The following is an 18,696-nucleotide window of genomic DNA, read 5'->3' on the forward strand; positions in this document are numbered from 1 at the left end:
TTCACACAAATTCTGCAACAGCGTCCCGCCGGAACAGCCCACCGCGCTGGTCATGACACCCTCAGGGTGCCGGCAAAACGGCACGAATTTCCGGATTAGGTGTTTCGGCGGAACGCACAATCGTTTTAAAACGTCAGAACAACAAAAAAGAAGGCCGGCCTTTATGGGAGCCAATCAAGACAGTTTTGCGCAAAAGCATCGGTGGCTGAGGGGAGAATAGGTGCTTTATTATATTATTCGCCGGATACTGATGATGGTCCCGACGTTGTTGGTGATCAGCTTTCTGACTTTTTTCATCATCGAACTGCCGGCAGGCGACTATTTCTCCAACCAGATTGCCGCCCTCAAGTCCACGGGCGAACAATCCTCCATCGCCAAGCTTGAATTCCAGCGCAAGGAATTCTCGATGGATCGGCCCTTTTTCGAGCGCTACCTGATCTGGGTCGGCCTCTGGCCGGGCCCACATGGCCTCGACGGTCTGATCCAGGGCAACTGGGGCTGGTCGTTCGAGTTCGACAAACCGGTCGATCAGGTCATAGGGCCAACGCTGCCTCTGACGGTGGTGCTGAATTTCGCGACGATCCTGTTCGTCTACGTGGTGTCCTTCCCGATCGGGATCTTCTCCGCGACGCGGCAGTATTCCTGGGGAGACTACGGTTTCACCTTCATCGGCTACATCGGTCTGGCGACGCCCAACTTCCTGCTTGCGCTCATTCTGCTTTATTTCTTCAATCGCTGGTTCGGCCTGTCGGTCGGCGGGCTGATGGATCCGCAATATATCGACCAGCCCTGGAGTGTCGCCAAGGCAACGTCCGTGCTGGCGCATCTGATCGTGCCGACGATCGTCATCGGAACCTCGGGCACTGCGGCGATGATCCGCCGCCTGCGGGCCAATCTTCTTGACGAACTGCACAAGCAATATGTCACCACCGGGCGAGCCAAGGGGCTGAAGGAGACCCAGCTCCTGATCAAATATCCGCTGCGCATGGCCATCAATCCCTTCATCGCCGACATCGGCAACCTGATCCCCTCGCTGGTGTCGGGCTCCGTGATCGTGTCGGTGGTGATGAGCCTGCCGACCGTCGGGCCGGTGCTGGTGTCGTCCCTGCAGTCCCAGGACCAGTTCCTGTCCGGCTTTATCCTTCTGTTCGTCGCCGTGCTCACGCTGATCGGCATGCTGATATCGGATCTGCTGCTGGCGGTTCTCGATCCGCGCATCCGGCTCGGGGGGAGGGCCTCGTCATGACCATGGAGATCAAGGACGGGACGCCCGTCCGCGAAGTGGAGCATTATGTCGATCCGGCACCGTTCAATCCGACGGTCGCCAAGGAAATGACGCCGGAGCAGGAACGCTTCTTTCAGGCCTCCCAGTGGAAGATCATGTGGTGGAAGTTCAAGCGCCACAAGATTGCCGTCTGGTCCGGCGTGGTGCTGATCCTGTTCTATCTCTGCGTCCCCTTTGCCGAGGTGATCGCGCCCTATACCGCCAACAGCCGGGACAGCCTGCACCTCTACGCCCCGCCGCAGCCGGTGCATCTCTTCCACGAAGGCAGTTTCGTCGGTCCGTTCGTCTATGGCATGACGTCGGAAATCGACATGGAAACCATGCAGTGGGTCTTCACGAGCGACACCAACAACGTTCAGAAGATCCGTTTCCTGTGCAGTGGTACGCCTTACAAGTTCTGGGGACTTTTCACAGCCAGCTTCCACCTCGTCTGCCCGGCGGAAGGCGGAACCATGTTCCTGTTCGGAACCGACCGGCTTGGCCGGGACCAGTTCTCCGGTCTCATCTACGGGGCACGGCTGTCCCTGACCGTCGGCCTTGTGGGGGTGACGATCTCCATCGTGCTTGGCCTGTTCTTCGGCGGCATCGCCGGTTATTTCGGCGGGTTTCTGGACAGCGTGATCCAGCGCATGATCGAGATCCTGCGCTCCCTGCCGGAGCTGCCGCTGTGGATGGCCCTGTCGGCGGCGCTGCCGGTCACCTGGAGCCCCGTCTGGATCTATTTCGGCCTGACCATCATTCTGGGCCTGCTCGACTGGCCGGGGCTTGCACGTGCCGTCCGCTCCAAACTGCTGTCCCTGCGCGAGGAGGAATATGCCAAGGCGGCGGTGCTGATGGGCGCAAAGCCCGGCCGCGTCATCACCCGCCATCTGCTGCCCGGCTTCACCAGTCACATCATCGCATCCGCCACGCTGTCGGTCCCCTCGATGATCCTGGGCGAAACCGCGCTGTCCTATCTCAACCTCGGCCTGCGCCGTCCGGCCGTTTCCTGGGGCGTGCTCCTGAACGAGGCGCAGAACATTTCGGTGGTCACTGTCTATCCATGGCTGATGGCGCCGGTGCTGCCGATCATCATTGTGGTTCTTGCCTTCAATTTCCTTGGCGACGGTTTGCGCGACGCGGCAGATCCCTATAAGTGATGCATCAGAAAATTTGGAAATTCCGGTGGGTCTTGCCGACCCGCCTTTAAGTTTGGGAAGTGACAATGTCGAAGAATGCCTCCACCGCTGAAGGTTGGGACGAGGAATATGAAGCCGGCCGCTGGGCCTTCCTGCGCTCGCTGCCCGAAAGCGGCCGCTATGGCATCATCGGCATGTGGCTGACCCTGACGAATTCCATGGATGAAGTGCTCGACATCGGCTGCGGCGAGGGCCTGCTCTATGAACGCCTGCAGCCCATGGGCATCAAGCGCTACGTCGGCATGGATCTGTCCCCGGCCTCGCTCGAAATCGCCAACGTCGATCCTGCCATCGCGTCCTTGAGGGCCGGCGACATGCACACCTTCGAGGCAGCGCCCGGCGAAACCTTCTCCGCCATCGTCTTCAACGAAGTCCTGCACTTTGCCGACGATCCGGCCGCCGTTGTTGCCCGCTATGTGCCTTTCCTTAAGGAAGACGGCGTCATTGCCCTGTCCATGTATTCCCCGAAAAAGCCGGAATCGGGTGCCAACAAGCTGATCGCCAAACTGTGGGAAGCCACCGATGACGACAGCAAATGGGAAGTCCTCGACGACTACCGCCTCGTCTCGGACAAGAAAGGCGTCACCTGGCGCATGCGGTTGGTGAAGCCGGTTCGGTAAAGGCAGATCCGACCCTAAGGTTTTTATTTGATTTCGACCTCATCCTGAGGAGGACCACCGGGTCCGTCTCGAAGGATGAGGTCGTCGTTGTTGAAAGGCCTTTTCTTTAAAGGCCACTTCATCTGTTACCCCGGCAACACCACGATCGTTGACTTGCCGCCCCTGTTCCGGAGAGCATGGACCTCGGCGAGGGCCGGGTCTTCCCGCCAGGCCCTGGCGGCATCCGTGTCGGGGAAGGACAGCAGGGCGACAATGTTCGGTACGTCGTTGGCGGCTTCCAGAACCATAGGCTCCGGGTCAGCGGCGATCACGCTGCCACCGTGTTTGGCGAGCGCTTCGGCGGCCCTTTCGCGGTAGGCGCCTAAAGTTTCCCTGTCGGTCACGGTAATCATGGCAAGGGCTTGAACGGTCATCTCGAAATCTCCTTCTTCTGAGATACAGAGACGCTACCGAAAAGTGTGCTTGCGAAAAATTCTTCAATTCCGGAACCGCGATGTGCAAATATGCACAAGCTATGGACAACTGGGATGACTTGAAATTCGTGCTCGCCGTTTCCAAGGCGGGCAGCCTGGCCAAGGCCGCCAGAAGCCTGGGGGTAACGCACTCCACTGTCTCGCGCCGCCTGTCGGCGCTGGAGGAGCGCATGGGCACGCGCCTGTTCGACCGGCTGCCGGAAGGCTTCACGGCAACGTCGGCGGGGCAGGAGGCGGTTGCCGCAGCCCGTCGTGTTGAGGCGGAGGTGCTGGCGCTCGACACCCGCATCCTTGCGCAGGACGCGGAGCTGGAAGGACCACTCCGGGTGACCGCCGCGCAGCTGATCTTTCAGGCCCAGCTTGCCGAGATCATCGCGCGCTTCAAGGAACTTCATCCACGCATCGACGTCACCATGAATGCCGCCAACGAGGTGCTCAGCCTGCACCGGCGCGAGGCCGACATTGCCGTGCGGGTGACGGACAAGCCGGACGAAAGCCTGTTCGGGCGCCTTGCCACAGGACAGAACCGGTGTTTCTACACCTCGAAGGATTATCTGAGGCAGAACCAGGACGCGCTGATGGAAAGCGCGACAATGAAGCCAGTCAAATTCGTTGCCTTCAAATGGTGGGGCAGCACTCCGCCGAAAACCTTGCGGGACCGGTTTCCGAACGCCGAGGTTTCAACGGTTTCCGACGACATGATCGCCATGCATGCGGCCGTCAGGGCGGGAATGGGCATCGGCCGTCTGCCCTGTTTCCTGGGCGATGCCGATCCGGCACTGGTGCGCCTGCCGGGCATGGAACCGTCACGCTATTTCGACATCTGGATCCTGACCCATCCGGACCTGAAGAACGTCGCCCGCATCCGCTCCTTCCTGAAGTTCGCCGCGGATGCCTTCAAGGCAAACAGCAGTTTTTATCTCGGCAAATGAAAAGAATGTCCCGGACGGCAGTGGATCAGATCCAGCGCCGCACCCGCGTGCAATAGTCCTTGTAGGCATCGCCGAAGAGTGCCGTCAGGGCTTCCTCTTCCGGTTTGATCTGGAATTCGGTCATGTACCAGACAAAGGCGGGCACGATGACCAGCGCCGTCAGACTGCCCCAGTAAACTGCGAGCGCCAGCAGCAGGCAGAGCAGGCCGAGATACATCGGGTTGCGGCTGATGCGGTAGATGCCGCCGGTTACCAGAACCGTTGCTTTCTCTGGCGCCATGGGGTTGACCGTCGTCTTCTTCCGGGCGAAGGCCAGAACAGCCCGTCCGCCCGGAATCAAACCGGCAAAGGCCAGAAACAGGGACAGGAATGTTTGCCCGGGAAAGACAAGGCTGGACTGCGGCAGGAGCCATGCACCGGCGTAAAGCAGGATAGCGGCAACGGCAAAGACGGCGACCGGCGGAACTTTAAGGCGCATTCTGTTCTCATGTCTTCTGGAGTTCGATCGGCTGGCCGTGGGGCGTGGCCCGTGCCGCGGCGTCCCAGGCGGCCTGAAGGTCCGCCAGCTGGCCTGGCCCGGCAACGCCCTTGTCTGCCAGAAGTTTCTCGAAGGCTTCCAGCCAACGATCGTAATATCCGGAAGTATCCCCGCTGCCATCGCCGTCCTTGGCCAGTTCAGCGCCGAGGGCTTCGGCCCATTCGCTCCAGCTGAAGACGCCGGCCTGATGGGCCTGGAGCGTCAAGGCAAAGACCTTGGCTTCCCAGGGCGCGCTGAAGACCGGAGCGCCGTCCTCGTCGAGCGGAAGGCGCGGTGTCGATTTGACGTTGTCAGGCAGGGTCAAGATAGGGCTCCCAGAGATCGATGCGAAGCGTGAGGCCTGGATCGCTGTCGGGGCCCCAGATGTCCGTCCCCTTGAAGAGGACGCCATAGAGCCAGGTGGGCTGCTCGCCCTTGCCGTGCGCGTTGGTATCCGGAAAGACATGGACGCCATGGACCGCCTCGATCACCCCTTCCACATCCCGAGCATAGCGGGGCAGGCGGGTGTGCGTTTCCGGATGCATGCGCCTGGTGCGCACCCGGTCTCCCACCGCAAAGCGTGCCGGGTTTTCCTCGGGCCTGTCCACCGGACCGCCCTTTGAAAGGGTGGCGGCGACGTCGTTGGCCTTCAGGACGCGCTTGACCGGCTTTGCAGGGCCGAGAGACTTGCCGGCTTTAAGCTCTTCCTCGCTCACCAGACCCGCCGCAAGCACCAGCTTTTCAAGGCCTCTTGTCCAGATCTCGTAGTAGCTTGAGGACAGATAGACGGCCGGCGGCAGGGTCTCGCGCGCATGGCGTGAGGCGTCCAGCGTCCAGGAACCGGTCGCCCCCATGGCCAGTGTCACCGCAAAGGCGCGTTCTTCCCACGGGGAATGAAAATTGGGCTCGTTTTCTTCCAGTTCGATGGGGCCGAAGCCCATTTGGCCGCCAAGATCCTGTGCCCCGTTCATGCCGCGCTCTCCAGTTCGGACGGAGAAAGCGCAAGGCCGGTGCCGATCATGCTGTTGCGGGTAACAAGCTCCACAAGCTTCTCCTCGCTCCAGCCCTCGGTGCCTTCCGGGCGTTCCGGGATCACCAGATAGCGGACTTCGGCGGTCGAATCCCAGACGCGGATCTCCTTGCCGTCCGGCAGGCTCACGCCGAATTCGTCGAGCACACCGCGCGGGTCGCGCACGGCGCGGGAGCGGTAGGGCGCGGATTTGTACCAGACCGGCGGCAGGCCGAGCACGGTCCACGGGTAGCAGGAACACAAGGTACAGACTACCATGTTGTGGATCTCCGGCGTGTTCTCGACCGCCACCATGTGTTCGCCCTGACGGCCGGTGAAGCCGAACTCGGCAATGGCGGCCGTGGCATCGGAGAGGAGCCTTTCCCGGTAGGCCGGGTCGGTCCAGGCCCGCGCCACCACCCTGGCGCCGTTCTTCGGTCCGATCTTTGTTTCATAGGTCTCGATCAACACGTCCAGTGCGGGCGGGTCGACATAGCCTTTTTCGGTCAGGAGCGTCTCGAGCGCGCGCACGCGCAATTCGATGTCGCTCAGCTCGGAATGGTCGTGATCGTGCGGGTGATCGTGGTCGTGACCGGACATGAAAGGCTCCAGATAAGGTGAGGGCCACATATGAGAACGCAGACGCCGGCCTGTCAATCTTGGCAAACGGAACCGGTGCCGCCCGGTTGAATAAAATGGTTACAAACGTAACTATTGATCTAGATCAAAGTGAAATTCTGGATCGGGTATATAGTTACAGATGTAACTAATTTGGAGGAGCGGTCCAATGAAGATCGAGCAGATGCATCACGTCGCATACCGTTGCAAGGACGCCAAGGAAACCGTCGAATGGTACGGCAAGATGTTGAACATGGATTTCATTCTGGCGATTGCCGAGGATCATGTGCCCTCGACGCATGATCCGGATCCTTACATGCACATCTTCCTGGACGCCGGGAATGGCAACGTGCTCGCCTTCTTCGAACTGCCGACCAAGCCGGAAATGGGCTTTGACCCGAACACACCGCGTTGGGTCCAACACATCGCCTTCAAGGTGAAGGACCGCGACGAACTGATCGCCTTCAAGGAACACCTGGAAAAGAACGGCGTCGACGTTCTGGGTGTCACTGACCACTCGATCTTCCATTCCATCTACTTCTTCGATCCGAACGGCCACCGCGTCGAGTTGGCCTGCCCGGATCCGGAAGAAGACAAGCTGCTGGCAAAGCTGGACGATGTGAAGTGGCAGATGCTGGAAGAATGGTCGAAGACCAAGAGGGCTCCGAAACACGCCGAGTGGCTTCATGCCAAAGAGCTGGCCGATGTGTGACCGCGACGAATGCATAAACTGCGGTAACTGCCGCTCCATCGAAGCTGCACTGGCGGATCTGGGAGGACAGCCTGATGTTTCAAACCTATCAATATCCGGAATACAAGTACCGTCAGTCGGAGGAGCAGCAGACGGGAACGGTCAAGCGGCACCCCGTGGTGGTGATCGGGGCCGGCCCGATTGGCTTGACGGCCGCGCTTGACTTTGCCCAGCGGGGCATTCCGACCGTCGTCCTCGACGACAACAACACCGTCTCCGTCGGCTCCCGCGCCGTTTGCTACGCCAAGCGGCCACTGGAGATCTGGGACCGGCTCGGCTGCGCCACCCGCATGATCGAAAAGGGTGTCGAGTGGAAGATCGGCAAGGTCTTCTTCCAGGACGACCTTGCCTACACTTTCGATCTCCTGCCCGAGGGCGGCCACAAGATTCCCGCCTTCATCAACCTCCAGCAATACTATCTGGAGGAATACATGGTCGATGAATGCGCGAAGTCGAACCTCATCGACCTGCGCTGGAAGCACAAGCTCGTCAGCCTCAAGCAGGACGGCGATGCCGTCGCGCTGACGGTCGAAACGCCGGACGGCATCTTCAAGATGGAGGCGGACTGGGTGGTTGCCTGCGACGGCGCCAACTCCGACACCCGCAAGATGGTCGGCGCCGGTTTTTCCGGCCAGTTCTTCCAGGACCGTTTCCTGATCGCCGACATCATCATGAAGGCGAACTTCCCGACCGAGCGCTGGTTCTGGTTCGACCCGCCCTTCCACCGCGGCCAGTCGGCCCTGTTGCACAAGCAGTGCGACGATGTCTGGCGGCTGGACTTCCAGCTTGGCTGGGATGCGGACCCGGAAGAGGAGAAAAAGCCGGAGAAGATCATTCCCCGGGTCAAGGCCATGCTCGGCGAGGACAAGGAGTTCGAACTGGAATGGGCTTCCGTCTACCAGTTCGCCTGCCGGCGGATCGACAATTTCCGCTATGGCCGGGTGCTCTTTGCCGGGGATGCCGCCCACCAGGTGTCTCCGTTCGGAGCGCGTGGCGCCAACACCGGCGTGCAGGACATCGACAACCTGGGCTGGAAGCTGAAGCTGGTGCTTGACGGCGATGCGCCCGACAGCCTGCTCGACAGCTATCACGAGGAGCGGGCCTTCGCGGCGGACGACAATCTTCTCAACTCGACCCGGTCCACGGATTTCATCACGCCCAAGAGCGAAGCCTCGCGCCGCTTCCGCGATGCCGTGCTCGATCTGGCCGAAGTCTGCGATTTCGCCAAGCCGCTGGTGAACTCCGGCCGCCTGTCGGCTCCGACGCCCTATGTCGAAAGCCCGCTGAACACGGATGACGAATCGAGCTTCAGAGGCCGCATGAAACCCGGCACCTGCTGCTCGGATGCACCGGTCAAGGTGAACGGGGAAGACGCCTGGTTCCTCAATCAGATCGGCGATGGCTTCACGCTGCTGGTCTTCGGCGACGATGAAGCCAAAGAAGTCACCTCAGGCAACGTCAAGGCGCGTATTCTGCGGGTCGGACGGGATCTGCTGGACGCCGACGGCAAGCTGGCCGAGCGCTACGACGGCGAGCCGGGAACGATCTACCTGATCCGTCCGGACCAGCATGTCGCCGCCCGGTGGCGCTATTTCAACGACAACAAGGTGGAAACCGCCTTGAAAACGGCGATGGGAGGCGCGTGAGCCATGTACCTGAACCTGACACGGAACCTGGCAGATCCAGATGGCTTCTACGAGTATCTGGTTACCAGCCAGCGTCACATGAGCGATGAGGAGGCCAACCGCATGAACGCGCGGCTGATCCTGATCCTCTCCAACCATATCGGCGATCTGGACATCCTGAAGGCGGCCATCGACTTTGCGGCCGATCCAAAGGCGGACCATAAGAAAAGCGCGGCCTGACGCCGGACATCATCCTGATCAAGGGCGGCTTCGGCCGCCTTTTTTCCTTGAACCTCTTCAGGGGCGTCATCCCGGAGGCAGCGAAGCGGAGATCCGGGATCGGAGAGCCGATACCCTCGTTTCCCATAACTGACTTTTGTGGCTCCCCGGTCCCGGCTCGAGTTGCGCTTCGCCGGGATGACGCCGCTGCCTGTCCGACGCAAAAATCGTCCTCAATTCATGTTGCCATTTGTAAATCACCGCGGCGCAGCAGGTGATGTTCCTGCTGACACCTTTGTGTCTTGCCCTTAAATCTCCCCTGGGGGAATCTCCGCCAAGCCGTTTTGCATTCGCCGCATCCGGCGGCACACTGGAGGCAGGTTTGATGGCGCTGGAGGCAGAGGTGAAGATCGGGCTGGGCGGCGGGTGCCATTGGTGCACGGAAGCCGTCTTTCAGGCAATTGCGGGCATTTCGAAGGTCGAGCAGGGCTTCATCCGCGCCGACCCGCCGGAGGATGCCTGGTCGGAGGCGGTTGTCGTGACCTTCGACCCGGTTGCGCTGCCCTTGGAAGCTCTGATTGAAATTCACTTGCGCACCCATTCCAGCACCTCGCACCACAAGATGCGTGGCAAGTATCGCAGCGCGGTCTATGTCTATGACGCCGGCACGGGCGTGAAAGTCGGCCGTACCTTGCGGAAACTGCAGCACGGTTTCGAAGCGCCGCTGGTCACCAGGGTGCTGACACTGGCCGCCTTCAAGGCGTCTGACGAGCGCTTTCGGAATTACTATGCCAAGGACCCCGAACGCCCTTTCTGCAAGACCTATATCGACCCGAAACTGGCCCTTCTCAGGAAAGAATACGGCGCGTCGCTGCGGCAGGCGCCAATGGCTGCGGAGTAAGAGCACGTTTCTGTTCACCCCTCGTCATACCGGATCTGCCCTCGGCAGCGCCTCGCTCGTCCGGAATGACGGGGCGGACAGGGGAGTGGTACTTTGCCTGACCGTTTGTCGAGTTGCTCGTCTCTGGAACTCACGGATGCGGATGCGGAAATCCGTGCCGCTCCGTCAGCGCAGCAAGGATCGCGTCCTTGTCGTTGATGAAACCGCCGTCACCGAGCACCAGCACCGGCAGGCTCTGGTTGTCCTCGCCAAGCAAGTCGGCGACTTCCCGCCGGGGCCTCGGCCAGGGAATGCGCCGGACATCAAGCATGGGCGCAAGACCTGGAAACGACGCCAGCACGCCTTCCATCAGGGCGCAGTGCCAGCAATAGAAGGTCTTGCCCGGATAGACCGGGTCTTCGAAGCCGGGTGCAAGGAGATAGAGGGTGTCTTTCATTCTGTCTCCGGTAAGCTCTGATCTGCGACAGGTTATGGTCAGTTTGTTGCCGCGAAGAGGTCCTTCACCTCAGGCCATTCCGCCCCTTCGTGATGGGCGGCGATAGCAAAAAACTCGTCCAGAAACTCGAAGCAGCCTTCGTCGTGGGCGAGGTGATGGGTGAGAAGTCCGAGTGGTTCGCCGCCTGTGTTCCGCCGCCGCGTCAGTTGCAGGTCGAAGCGCAGGCGGGCGCTTTCCCAGCCGATGAAGCGGACCTGCTTTTTCCATTTCAGGATGTCGACATGGGACTGGATCTGACCGGTACGCGGGAAGTTGTGCCAGGTGAAGGTGGACAGCCCCGGCACACCTATACCCGGCAGGCGGCGGGATATTTCCGGGTCGATCCGGTTCCAGGGCGGCACCATGGCTGGAATGAATTTTTCGCCGAAGAGCGTTTCCAGCCGTGTCTTGCCTTCACGCAATTGGGCCAGCAGTTCGTCCGGGTCGCGCCGGGAGCCGAGCTCGGCGGCCTTCTCGCCGAGATCCTTGCGCTGAAAATTCCTGTGCTGCCAGCCGTGTTGCAGGACGAGGGCGTGTTTTTCCCGCTCAAGCCGGTCGGCAAGAGCCTGGGTGGCGTCCTTCGGAATGACCGCCAGGGCAAGGTCGACTCCGTGCCGGTTGGCGATTTCCAGCATGCGGTCCAGCGCCGGGGTCGGCTCGACGGCATCGTCGTCGCGCCACCAGAACCGGACTTTCCGCCCGCGCTCCGCGAACCAGTCGAGATGCGTTGTCAATTCGTCCTTGAAACGCTGCAGGTCAGCTTTCATCCGTTCCGGTCTTCCAGGTCTTTCAGGAGAATATCCGCGCTCCTTTCAGCTCCGCCAAGCAGGACCTCGTGAGAACTGCGCGGCAGCGCCAGGGCGTCGTCGATGGCGGCTGCGAGGCGTTCCGGCGTCAGGCCCGCTTCCGGTGTGACCACCGCCCGGCCATGAGCGGCAAGCGCGTCGGCGCGCTGTCCCTGTTCCGTCTCGTTGACTTGCGCGAACGGCACGAAGACCGCCGGTATGCCTGCCGTCAGAATGTCGAGAACGGTGTTGTAGCCGGCCTGGCTGACGGACAGGCGGGCGCGTTTCAGCAGTTCGGGAAAATCCCGGCGGGCGCGTTCCACGATGACGCCGTCGCCGGCACTCTTCCGGTAGATTCCGAAGGCGTCGTCTGAAATGTCATGGCCGATCAGGATGCGCCAGGTGGCGTCCTCCGCACGGCGGCAGAGGGGCCGGGCTTCGAGGGCCGCGGAAAGAAGGCCTTCCGCAACCGCGCCGCCGCCGCAGGAGATGACGATCTCGTCCTCACCGTCGCTGCCGTTTGCCTGTGGGCGCTTGTCGCCGCCGACGTAGCCCGTGTAGCGTACGAGGTGGTCCACCCGGTCGGCAAAGGGGAAACTGTCGGCCAGCCGGACGAAGTCCGGATCGGAATGGATCAGGATACGGTCGTAGTATTTCAGCGCCTGGGACGCCATCCATTCCTCTTTCCAGAGTTCCTTCTTGCGCACCAGGATGTCGCGGATCGAGGTGGCGACCAGGGGCGGCGTGGCGCGGGCTTTTGCGCAATCCAGAAGGGGCGTCAGTTCGAGATCGAGCTGTCGGCGGCCGAACGGATAGTTCTCTGTCAGAAGCAGGTCGTAATCCCTGGCTTCAAAAGCTTGAATCGATTTCTCAACGCGGCCTGTTTTCCAAGCCTCGTCAATATCTTCACCGTTCAAAGTGACAAGGCGCTTGAAGGCGGCGTCCGGGCTCTTGCAGGCTGGGAGCTCGATGATTTCAAGCGGTCCGGTGTCCAGGGTCGGCGGGATCCGGTTGCCGCTGGCGAGTGTCACTTCCACGCCCCTGGCAGCCAGCGCCTTGCCGATGCTCGCCGCCCGGACAACGTGTCCCGTGCCAAGGAGGTGCTGCACATGGATGAAGGCTTTGTAGCTCATGCGTCAGAACTTTCCGCGGCGGCTGTGGTTTTTCAGGGCGCTGCGCAGAAAGCTGTCCAGCCGTACGGAACCCGCGGCAAGGGAATGATGATCGGCGATATGCCGGCGGGCGGCCTGGCCCAGGCGGTCGACAAGGGCCGGATCCGCGATGACACGTTTCAGATTGGCGGCAAAGGCCTCCGCATCGCCCTCCGGCGACAACAGTCCGGTTTCACCGTTACGGACGATATCCGGCACACCGAAGGTGTCTCCGGCTATGACGCCGATACCGGACGCCTGGGCTTCCAGAAAGACGAGGCCGAAGGCTTCCCGGATGGCGGGCCAGACCAGAAGGTCGTGGAGGGCGTATTGGGTGGGAAGGTCTTGAGCCTCCAGTGCGCCGAGCCAGGTTATGCGTTCGGGTGGAAACCGGGCGAGGACAGGGTCTCTGTTGGGACCGTCGCCGATGATGGTCAGCTGCCAGGGAAGGTCCCGAAGTCGCGACAGGGCATCTGCCAGAACCTCATAGGACCGTGTCTTGTCGCCTTCCCGCATCATGCCCACCGCCAGAAGCTTCAAGGGGGGCGCGGCGAGCGGTTTGGGAACCGCACCCGCATCCTGAAACGGAGCGGCGTCCACAAACGGCAGAAGCACGGAAAGGCGGTCCTGGGGAACCACGGCTCCAAGGCATTCCGCATCTGCGTTGTGGAGCGCCGCGACGGCGTCCGCCCGGGCAAGTGCTGCATCGGCCGCGGCAAAGCCATAGGCCCAGTCGCCCGTCCTGCGTTTCGGTGCCCGGCTCGCCTCGACAATGGCGTATGGCAGATCGAACCGGTCCGCCAGCACCGGGCCGATCCAGTCGGGAGCCTTGTGATAAAGGTGATAGGTCAGGAACAGGTCAGGCCTATAACCCGTGCGCTGCCAGTCGTCCGCGATCCGGTCGGCTTCCTCCAATGCTTGTCCGTGGACACCGGCCTGAATATCTTCACCGCCGTCCTTGCGCCAGGACCGGAAGCGGCTTGCAACGGTCACTTCATGTCCCGCCAGTTCCAGGGCCTTCACGATCAGCCGTCCCATGGTCCGGTCGCCGGACGGGACCGGATGGTCGAGAGGCTTCATCGGAGCGGTGAAGGCGATTTTCATGGAACACCTTTTGGTGAGGGGAGCGGCGATGATCCTATAGCACCTTGCGAAACTTGTCGGCCAGCCGGTCGAGGCCCGGATCGGTAGAAAACGAAGTTCGCACACGTTTTGCAGCTGCGAGCCCCAGGCTCCGGCGCCGGTCGGGGGACTGAATGAGACTTTTCAGCGCTGCCGCCAGTTCGGCCGGGTTGCCCGGCTCCACCAGAACGCCGGTTTCATTGTCCACGATCAGTTCGGGGATGGCCGATACCCGCGTGGACAGGCAGCACAGCCCCATCGACTGGGCTTCCATAAGCACGTTCGGCAGGCCGTCCCGGTCTCCGGTCTTCGCCAGCTTGGAGGGCAGCACGAAAAGATCGGAAGCCTGACAGGCCGCAATGACTTCTTCCCTCGGCTGGGCGCCGCGCCAGGTGATCCGGCCCGAAAGTCCAAGCGCATCGGCTTGTGCCTTCAGTGGTTCGGCAAGTTCACCGCCTCCGACATGGGTGAAGTGCCAGTTCAGGCCATCCGGCAAGGCAGAAAGTGCGCTGAGAAGATCGTCATAACCCTTTTTCTCCACCGCCCGGCCGACGGAAACCAGCCGCACGGGGTCCTTTTGTCCGTCGCGCGGGGACGGCGTGTCGGACGGCTGCGGGAAACCGGTGAAATCGAGGCCGTGGTAGAGGAGCTCGATCTTGTCCGGATCGTCGCAGAGGCCTTTCAGGAAGTCCGCGTTGACGCTGGTGCAGGTAACTCCCCAGGCCGCGTCGTTGATCTTGGTCTTCAGATCCCACTCCGGGCTGGTCCAGATGTCCTTCGCATGGGCGGAGAACGACCAGCCACGTCCCGAAAGATGGGCGGCATAACGGGCAGCCGAACAGGGGGTATGCAGGTAGTGGGTGTAGATCCAGGAAATGTCGTCGGGCAGTTCGTGGGCAAAGACGCAGCCCTGCGCCCACCGGCGTTGCCGGTCGGCGTTGGGCTGGCGGGCGAAGTCGGCCTCGAAGAGCGCCCTGGCGTCCTCAAAGGTCGGCTGTTTCTCCGCCCAGCGTTTGGCGCGAGCGACGCGCGCCGGGTCGTCCCTGACGTATTCCGGCAGATACATCACCTCGGCTGAAATCTGGCGGTGAAGCTCGTGAATATAGGGATCGTAGGGCTTGCGCAGGGCAACGATCAGAATGTCGATTCCCCGCCGTTCCAGTCCCAGGATCTCCTGGGCGATAAAGGTCTCGGACAGGCGCGGATAGCCTTTGACCACAACGGCGATACGGGACATCGGTCGGCTCTTGAACAGGAATACGGATGGGCGGGACCGGCTGGCCGGTCAGAAGTTGACCAGCTTGCGGTCGTCTGCGGCAAGTTGCTCTTCGAGGATTTCGCCGACGCGCGTGGAAATGGCCTCCAGGCCACCCATGAGATTGTCGACGCCGGCAGAAGACGGTGGCGCCATGTCCGGCAGCGCCGAAAGCGCTTCCGCCATCAGGTCGGGGTCCGGATACCGGTCGATGGGCAGCACCTTCAGAAGACCGTTCTCCTCGGCGCGTTCCGCGCGGATGGCCTGTTCCCGGCGCGGGACAACGCGCGGTACCATCAGTGTCGGCTTGTTGAAGGACAGGATCTCGCAGAACGTGTTGTAGCCGCCCATGCCGACAATTGCGGTCGCATTGGCAAGATAGGGCTCGATCTGCGGTGTGAAGCGGATGATCTCGACATCCCTGAGATGTTCCGCTCGTTCGCTGAACTGCTCGGCTGCTGCTGCCGGCATGAAGGGCCCAAGCACGATCAGGGCGGGAAACAGCGGGCGTTGGCGGGTTTCATAGGCACGCATCACCCAGTCGACCATCTCGACGCCGTCGCCGCCACCGCCCGGCGTGACCAGAATATAGGGTTCTTCGCCAAAGGGCGTCGGAGCGGGTTTGTCCTTGGCCGAATTCGGCAGTTCCCGGCGCAGATATCCGGTGTAGCGCAGCTTGTCCCGCACGCCGGCCGGCAAATCGATCCCTTCAAGCGGATCGCAGATACCTTCCGGGCCATAGACCCAGATTTCGTCATAAAGATCCTTGAGCGCGGGATAGACGTGCTTGCGGTCCCATTCTTCCTTCAGGACGGACGGGTCGTCCATCACGTCGCGCAGGCCAAGCACAAGGCGGGTACCGGTTTCCTTGAGGGCTTCCAGGGTCGGCAGAACCTCGCCGCGCAGGCCGAGGGGCTCCTTGTCGACGATGAAGATGTCGGGGTCGAAGACCTTCGCCGTGTGTTCGATGATGGACGAGCGGATGGCGAGCGTATGGTCGATGTTGATGTGCAGCGAGAGGGGCGTGTATTCGCCGTTGCGCAGCTTGATGACGCCCGGAATGCGGACAAAGTCGACACGGCTGCGGAACTCGAAGCTGCCGATGATCGGCGATCCGGACAGGATCAGGACGGACAGCGTCTTGAAATCCCCTACGAGCGACTGCGCGATCGCACGGCATCTCCTCAGATGGCCGAGACCGAAGGAGTCATGGCTGTAGATCAGGATCTTCGGCGAATTGGAACTCATACTGCCCCTGAATTTGTAATGCTGCCCGGTGGGCCTTATGTCTCAATTTATCGGCTTTTGTCACCTGCCTTGTGGCAAGGCGTGAAACTTTCAGCAAGGAATGATCCGATGACGCTTTCAAAGTGCTTGTTGCAAATGCTAATCCTGGCTGGCACATCGCATTGTGATCGTTAATATACCAAATATGATCTGCTTGAACATGTTTGATCCATGTCTGTTTGGATGAGCTGATGGAAAAAAGCCTTTTTAGCTTTATTTGGAGATACAGCGCCCGGCAGCAGATCTTTATCCTCATGGTCACCGTGTTGACCTACCCGGTGGTCTATTTCCTGCTCGAATTGCCGAAACTGATCGTCAACGACGCCGTCCAGGGGGTCAATTTTCCCCGCACCGTTCTGGGGTTCGATTTCGATCAGGTACCCTATCTGGTGCTGCTCTGCTTTACGTTTCTGACGCTCGTGGTGGTTTCCAACGGGCTGAAATTCTACCTGAATGTCTACAAGGGCCGCCTGGGGGAGCGCATGCTGCGCCGCCTGCGGTTCGAACTGTTCCAGCGGGTCCTGCGTTTCCGCCTGCCGCACTTCAGGAAGGTGAGTTCCGGCGAGATCATTCCCATGATCACCTCGGAAGTGGAAGACGTCGGCGGCTACATCGGAGAAGCCTTCGCTTTGCCGGCCTATCAGGGCGGCATGCTGATCGTGCAGCTCGGCTTTATCTTCATGCAGGACCCCTTGCTGGGTCTGGCCGCCGTCAGCTCCTATCCGATCCAGGGCTATGTCATCCCCATGCTGCAGAAGCGGGTGGTTCTCCTGTCACGGCAGCGCGTCAAGAACGTGCGCCTGATCGCGGACAAGGTGGGCGAAAGCATCACGGGGGTTGCCGAAATCCATGCCAACGACGCCTCGGCCTGGCATTCGGCGGACATTTCCGACCGTCTCTATGAGAACTTCAAGATCCGCTACGAGATCTTCAATCGCAAGTTTCTCATCAAGTTCCTGAACAATTTCATGAACCAGCTGACGCCGTTCTTCTTTTACCTGATCGGCGGGTATCTGGTGATCCAGGGCAATCTGAGCATCGGCGCGCTCCTGGCCGTGATTGCCGCCTACAAGGATCTGGCGGGACCCTGGAAGCTGCTGTTGTCCTTCTACCAGATGACCGCGGACGTCAGCGTCAAATACCAGACCGTGGTCGAGAATTTCGATCCGCAGGATATTTACGAGACGGACAGGCTGACGGCGGACGAGACCGTCGAACTCCACGGAGACGTCCGCTTCGAAAACGTCAATTTTTCCGGCGGAGCGGCGGGGCAGGAGGTCATGGACATCAACCTCACCGTGCCGGAAGGCAAGGCCTGCGCGATTGTCGGCCCCGACGGCTCCGGACGCTCCGAGGTGCTGCAACTGGCGGCCGGCCTCGTATCTGCCTCGAGCGGCAAGGTCTGGATCGGGGATCACAATCTCGACCATCTGACGGATTCGACGCTCGGCCGGCAGATCGCCTATGTCGGCGGCGCGGTCCATGTGTGGACCGGAACGATCCGGGACAATCTTTACTACGGACTGCGGCACAGGCCGCTGGTTCCGCCCCAGCGTGAGGGGGAAGACCTCAGGCTATACAAGCGCCGGGTCTCGGAGGCCAAGGAAACTCACAATCCGGTCTACGACCTGTCCGCCAAGTGGGACGACTTCGCGGCTGCGGGCGTGGACGGCTCGGACGGGCTCGACGAGAAGGCACTTGAACTTCTTGCCGCCGTTTCTCTCGACAAGGACATCTATCGCCTCGGGCTGCAGTCGCGGTTCGACCCGTCGATGAACGACACGTTCGCTGAAAAGATCCTGAACGTCCGCAAGGATCTGGCGATCCGGATTGCGAGCGAACCGGCGATCAGCGGTCTCGTCGAACTGTGGCACCCCGACCGGTTCAATGCGAGCGCGAGCCTCGCCGACAACCTCTTTTTCGCCGTCCCTTCGGACCCGGAAATCACCATGGACCAGGTGCCGGATCTGGAGGAAGTGAAGGCGTTTCTTGTCGAGACCGGGTTTGACGAAAAGCTGCAGCAGATTGGCCTGAAAGTGGCTGATACCATGCTGGAGCTGTTCGCCAATGTGTCCGGAGACAGCGGTCTTCTGGGGGCCTATTCGTTCATCACCCAGGATGAAATTCCGGAGTTCGAGCGGATCGTGCGCATTGCCAAGTCCGAGCAGCAGCGTCCCGGCTTGAGCGAAGCGGACAGATCCAGACTCCGGGGGCTTGCCTTCAAACTGGTTCCGGCCCGGCATCGTCTCGGCGTCATGTCAGACGAACTGCGCGACGAGATCATCGCCGCAAGGAAGCAGTTCCTGGAGCGTGTGGTAAAGAACAGCGAGAGCTTCGTTGCCTTCGATCCGGATGTCTATCTGCCGCCTCTGACGATCGAGGACAATCTTCTTTTCGGCCGCGCCAGGGTGGACCGCAGGGATGCCCGCCGGCGTATTGACGACGTCATCCGCGCGATTGTCGAGGAGACAGGGTTGCGGCAACCGATCATTT

Annotated in this window: 20 protein-coding genes; 9 read left to right on the top strand and 11 right to left on the bottom strand. The window is 61.1% G+C overall.

The annotated features are described in order from the left end of the window. The first annotated feature begins 220 nt into the window (after positions 1–220). The 3 genes from ACQY7U_RS07295 (at position 221) to ACQY7U_RS07305 (ending at position 3,083) form a co-directional block, all read left to right on the top strand. Positions 221–1,246, top strand: a complete 1,026-nt coding sequence (locus ACQY7U_RS07295; RefSeq protein ID WP_428643187.1) for an ABC transporter permease — start codon at positions 221–223, stop codon at positions 1,244–1,246. Continuing rightward, positions 1,243–2,424, top strand: coding sequence for an ABC transporter permease (locus ACQY7U_RS07300; protein ID WP_428643188.1), 1,182 nt, complete (start codon positions 1,243–1,245; stop codon positions 2,422–2,424). The genes ACQY7U_RS07295 and ACQY7U_RS07300 overlap by 4 nt, the downstream gene beginning before the upstream one ends. Before the next feature lie 65 nt (positions 2,425–2,489). Next, positions 2,490–3,083 (top strand): class I SAM-dependent methyltransferase, encoded by a 594-nt coding sequence (locus tag ACQY7U_RS07305; RefSeq protein ID WP_428643189.1) that lies wholly within the window; start codon positions 2,490–2,492, stop codon positions 3,081–3,083. A gap of 125 nt (positions 3,084–3,208) precedes the next feature. On the opposite strand, the gene ACQY7U_RS07310 is transcribed toward ACQY7U_RS07305, so the two are convergent. Next, positions 3,209–3,496 (bottom strand): DUF1330 domain-containing protein, encoded by a 288-nt coding sequence (locus ACQY7U_RS07310; protein WP_428643190.1) that lies wholly within the window; start codon positions 3,494–3,496, stop codon positions 3,209–3,211. A 101-nt stretch (positions 3,497–3,597) separates the two neighbouring features. On the opposite strand from ACQY7U_RS07310, the gene ACQY7U_RS07315 reads away from it, so the two are divergent. Then, positions 3,598–4,488, top strand: coding sequence for a LysR family transcriptional regulator (locus tag ACQY7U_RS07315; RefSeq protein WP_428643192.1), 891 nt, complete (start codon positions 3,598–3,600; stop codon positions 4,486–4,488). A gap of 25 nt (positions 4,489–4,513) precedes the next feature. Here ACQY7U_RS07315 and ACQY7U_RS07320 read toward each other — a convergent pair whose 3' ends face one another. The 4 genes from ACQY7U_RS07320 to nthA are packed head-to-tail and all read right to left on the bottom strand — an operon-like array spanning position 4,514 to position 6,614. Beyond that, a complete protein-coding gene (locus ACQY7U_RS07320) occupies positions 4,514–4,966 on the bottom strand; it encodes a methyltransferase family protein (protein WP_428643193.1) in 453 nt (150 codons plus the stop codon). A gap of 7 nt (positions 4,967–4,973) precedes the next feature. After that, entirely contained in the window at positions 4,974–5,330 is a 357-nt protein-coding gene (locus tag ACQY7U_RS07325) for a nitrile hydratase accessory protein (protein ID WP_428643194.1), read from the bottom strand. Beyond that, positions 5,317–5,976: a nitrile hydratase subunit beta gene (gene nthB / locus ACQY7U_RS07330; protein WP_428643195.1), complete on the bottom strand. Its 660-nt coding sequence runs from the start codon at positions 5,974–5,976 to the stop codon at positions 5,317–5,319. Before nthB ends, ACQY7U_RS07325 begins: the two co-directional genes overlap by 14 nt. Continuing rightward, positions 5,973–6,614 carry a nitrile hydratase subunit alpha gene (gene nthA, locus ACQY7U_RS07335; protein WP_428643197.1) on the bottom strand — a complete coding sequence of 214 codons (642 nt, stop codon included), beginning with the start codon at positions 6,612–6,614 and terminating at the stop codon, positions 5,973–5,975. Before nthA ends, nthB begins: the two co-directional genes overlap by 4 nt. Positions 6,615–6,801: 187 nt before the next feature. On the opposite strand from nthA, the gene ACQY7U_RS07340 reads away from it, so the two are divergent. The 4 genes from ACQY7U_RS07340 (at position 6,802) to ACQY7U_RS07355 (ending at position 10,128) form a co-directional block, all read left to right on the top strand. Further along, complete coding sequence (locus tag ACQY7U_RS07340; protein WP_428643198.1) at positions 6,802–7,344, top strand: VOC family protein; 543 nt, start codon at positions 6,802–6,804, stop codon at positions 7,342–7,344. 74 nt (positions 7,345–7,418) lie between these two features. Continuing rightward, positions 7,419–9,029: an FAD-dependent oxidoreductase gene (locus ACQY7U_RS07345; protein WP_428643199.1), complete on the top strand. Its 1,611-nt coding sequence runs from the start codon at positions 7,419–7,421 to the stop codon at positions 9,027–9,029. A 3-nt stretch (positions 9,030–9,032) separates the two neighbouring features. Then, positions 9,033–9,248, top strand: coding sequence for a DUF2783 domain-containing protein (locus tag ACQY7U_RS07350; RefSeq protein WP_428643201.1), 216 nt, complete (start codon positions 9,033–9,035; stop codon positions 9,246–9,248). Between the two features lie 364 nt (positions 9,249–9,612). Next, on the top strand, positions 9,613–10,128 hold the full coding sequence (locus tag ACQY7U_RS07355) for a peptide-methionine (S)-S-oxide reductase (RefSeq protein ID WP_428643202.1): 516 nt from the start codon (positions 9,613–9,615) through the stop codon (positions 10,126–10,128). A 130-nt stretch (positions 10,129–10,258) separates the two neighbouring features. On the opposite strand, the gene ACQY7U_RS07360 is transcribed toward ACQY7U_RS07355, so the two are convergent. The 6 genes from ACQY7U_RS07360 to ACQY7U_RS07385 are packed head-to-tail and all read right to left on the bottom strand — an operon-like array spanning position 10,259 to position 16,164. Further along, entirely contained in the window at positions 10,259–10,564 is a 306-nt protein-coding gene (locus ACQY7U_RS07360; protein WP_428643203.1) for a DUF3088 domain-containing protein, read from the bottom strand. A 38-nt stretch (positions 10,565–10,602) separates the two neighbouring features. Beyond that, positions 10,603–11,370, bottom strand: a complete 768-nt coding sequence (locus ACQY7U_RS07365) for a polysaccharide deacetylase family protein (protein WP_428643204.1) — start codon at positions 11,368–11,370, stop codon at positions 10,603–10,605. Further along, positions 11,367–12,521, bottom strand: coding sequence for a glycosyltransferase family protein (locus ACQY7U_RS07370; RefSeq protein ID WP_428643206.1), 1,155 nt, complete (start codon positions 12,519–12,521; stop codon positions 11,367–11,369). Before ACQY7U_RS07370 ends, ACQY7U_RS07365 begins: the two co-directional genes overlap by 4 nt. A gap of 3 nt (positions 12,522–12,524) precedes the next feature. Further along, on the bottom strand, positions 12,525–13,643 hold the full coding sequence (locus ACQY7U_RS07375; protein ID WP_428643207.1) for a glycosyltransferase family 4 protein: 1,119 nt from the start codon (positions 13,641–13,643) through the stop codon (positions 12,525–12,527). 34 nt (positions 13,644–13,677) lie between these two features. Then, a complete protein-coding gene (locus tag ACQY7U_RS07380) occupies positions 13,678–14,898 on the bottom strand; it encodes a glycosyltransferase family 4 protein (protein ID WP_428643208.1) in 1,221 nt (406 codons plus the stop codon). A gap of 48 nt (positions 14,899–14,946) precedes the next feature. Next, positions 14,947–16,164: a glycosyltransferase family protein gene (locus ACQY7U_RS07385; protein WP_428643209.1), complete on the bottom strand. Its 1,218-nt coding sequence runs from the start codon at positions 16,162–16,164 to the stop codon at positions 14,947–14,949. 293 nt (positions 16,165–16,457) lie between these two features. Between ACQY7U_RS07385 and ACQY7U_RS07390 the strand changes: the two genes are divergently transcribed. Continuing rightward, the coding region (locus tag ACQY7U_RS07390; protein ID WP_428643210.1) for an ABC transporter transmembrane domain-containing protein at positions 16,458–18,696 on the top strand (2,239 nt) is incomplete at its 3' end.

Origin of the sequence: Roseibium sp., assembly GCF_050301095.1 — a bacterium.
Taxonomy (GTDB): Bacteria; Pseudomonadota; Alphaproteobacteria; order Rhizobiales; family Stappiaceae; genus Roseibium.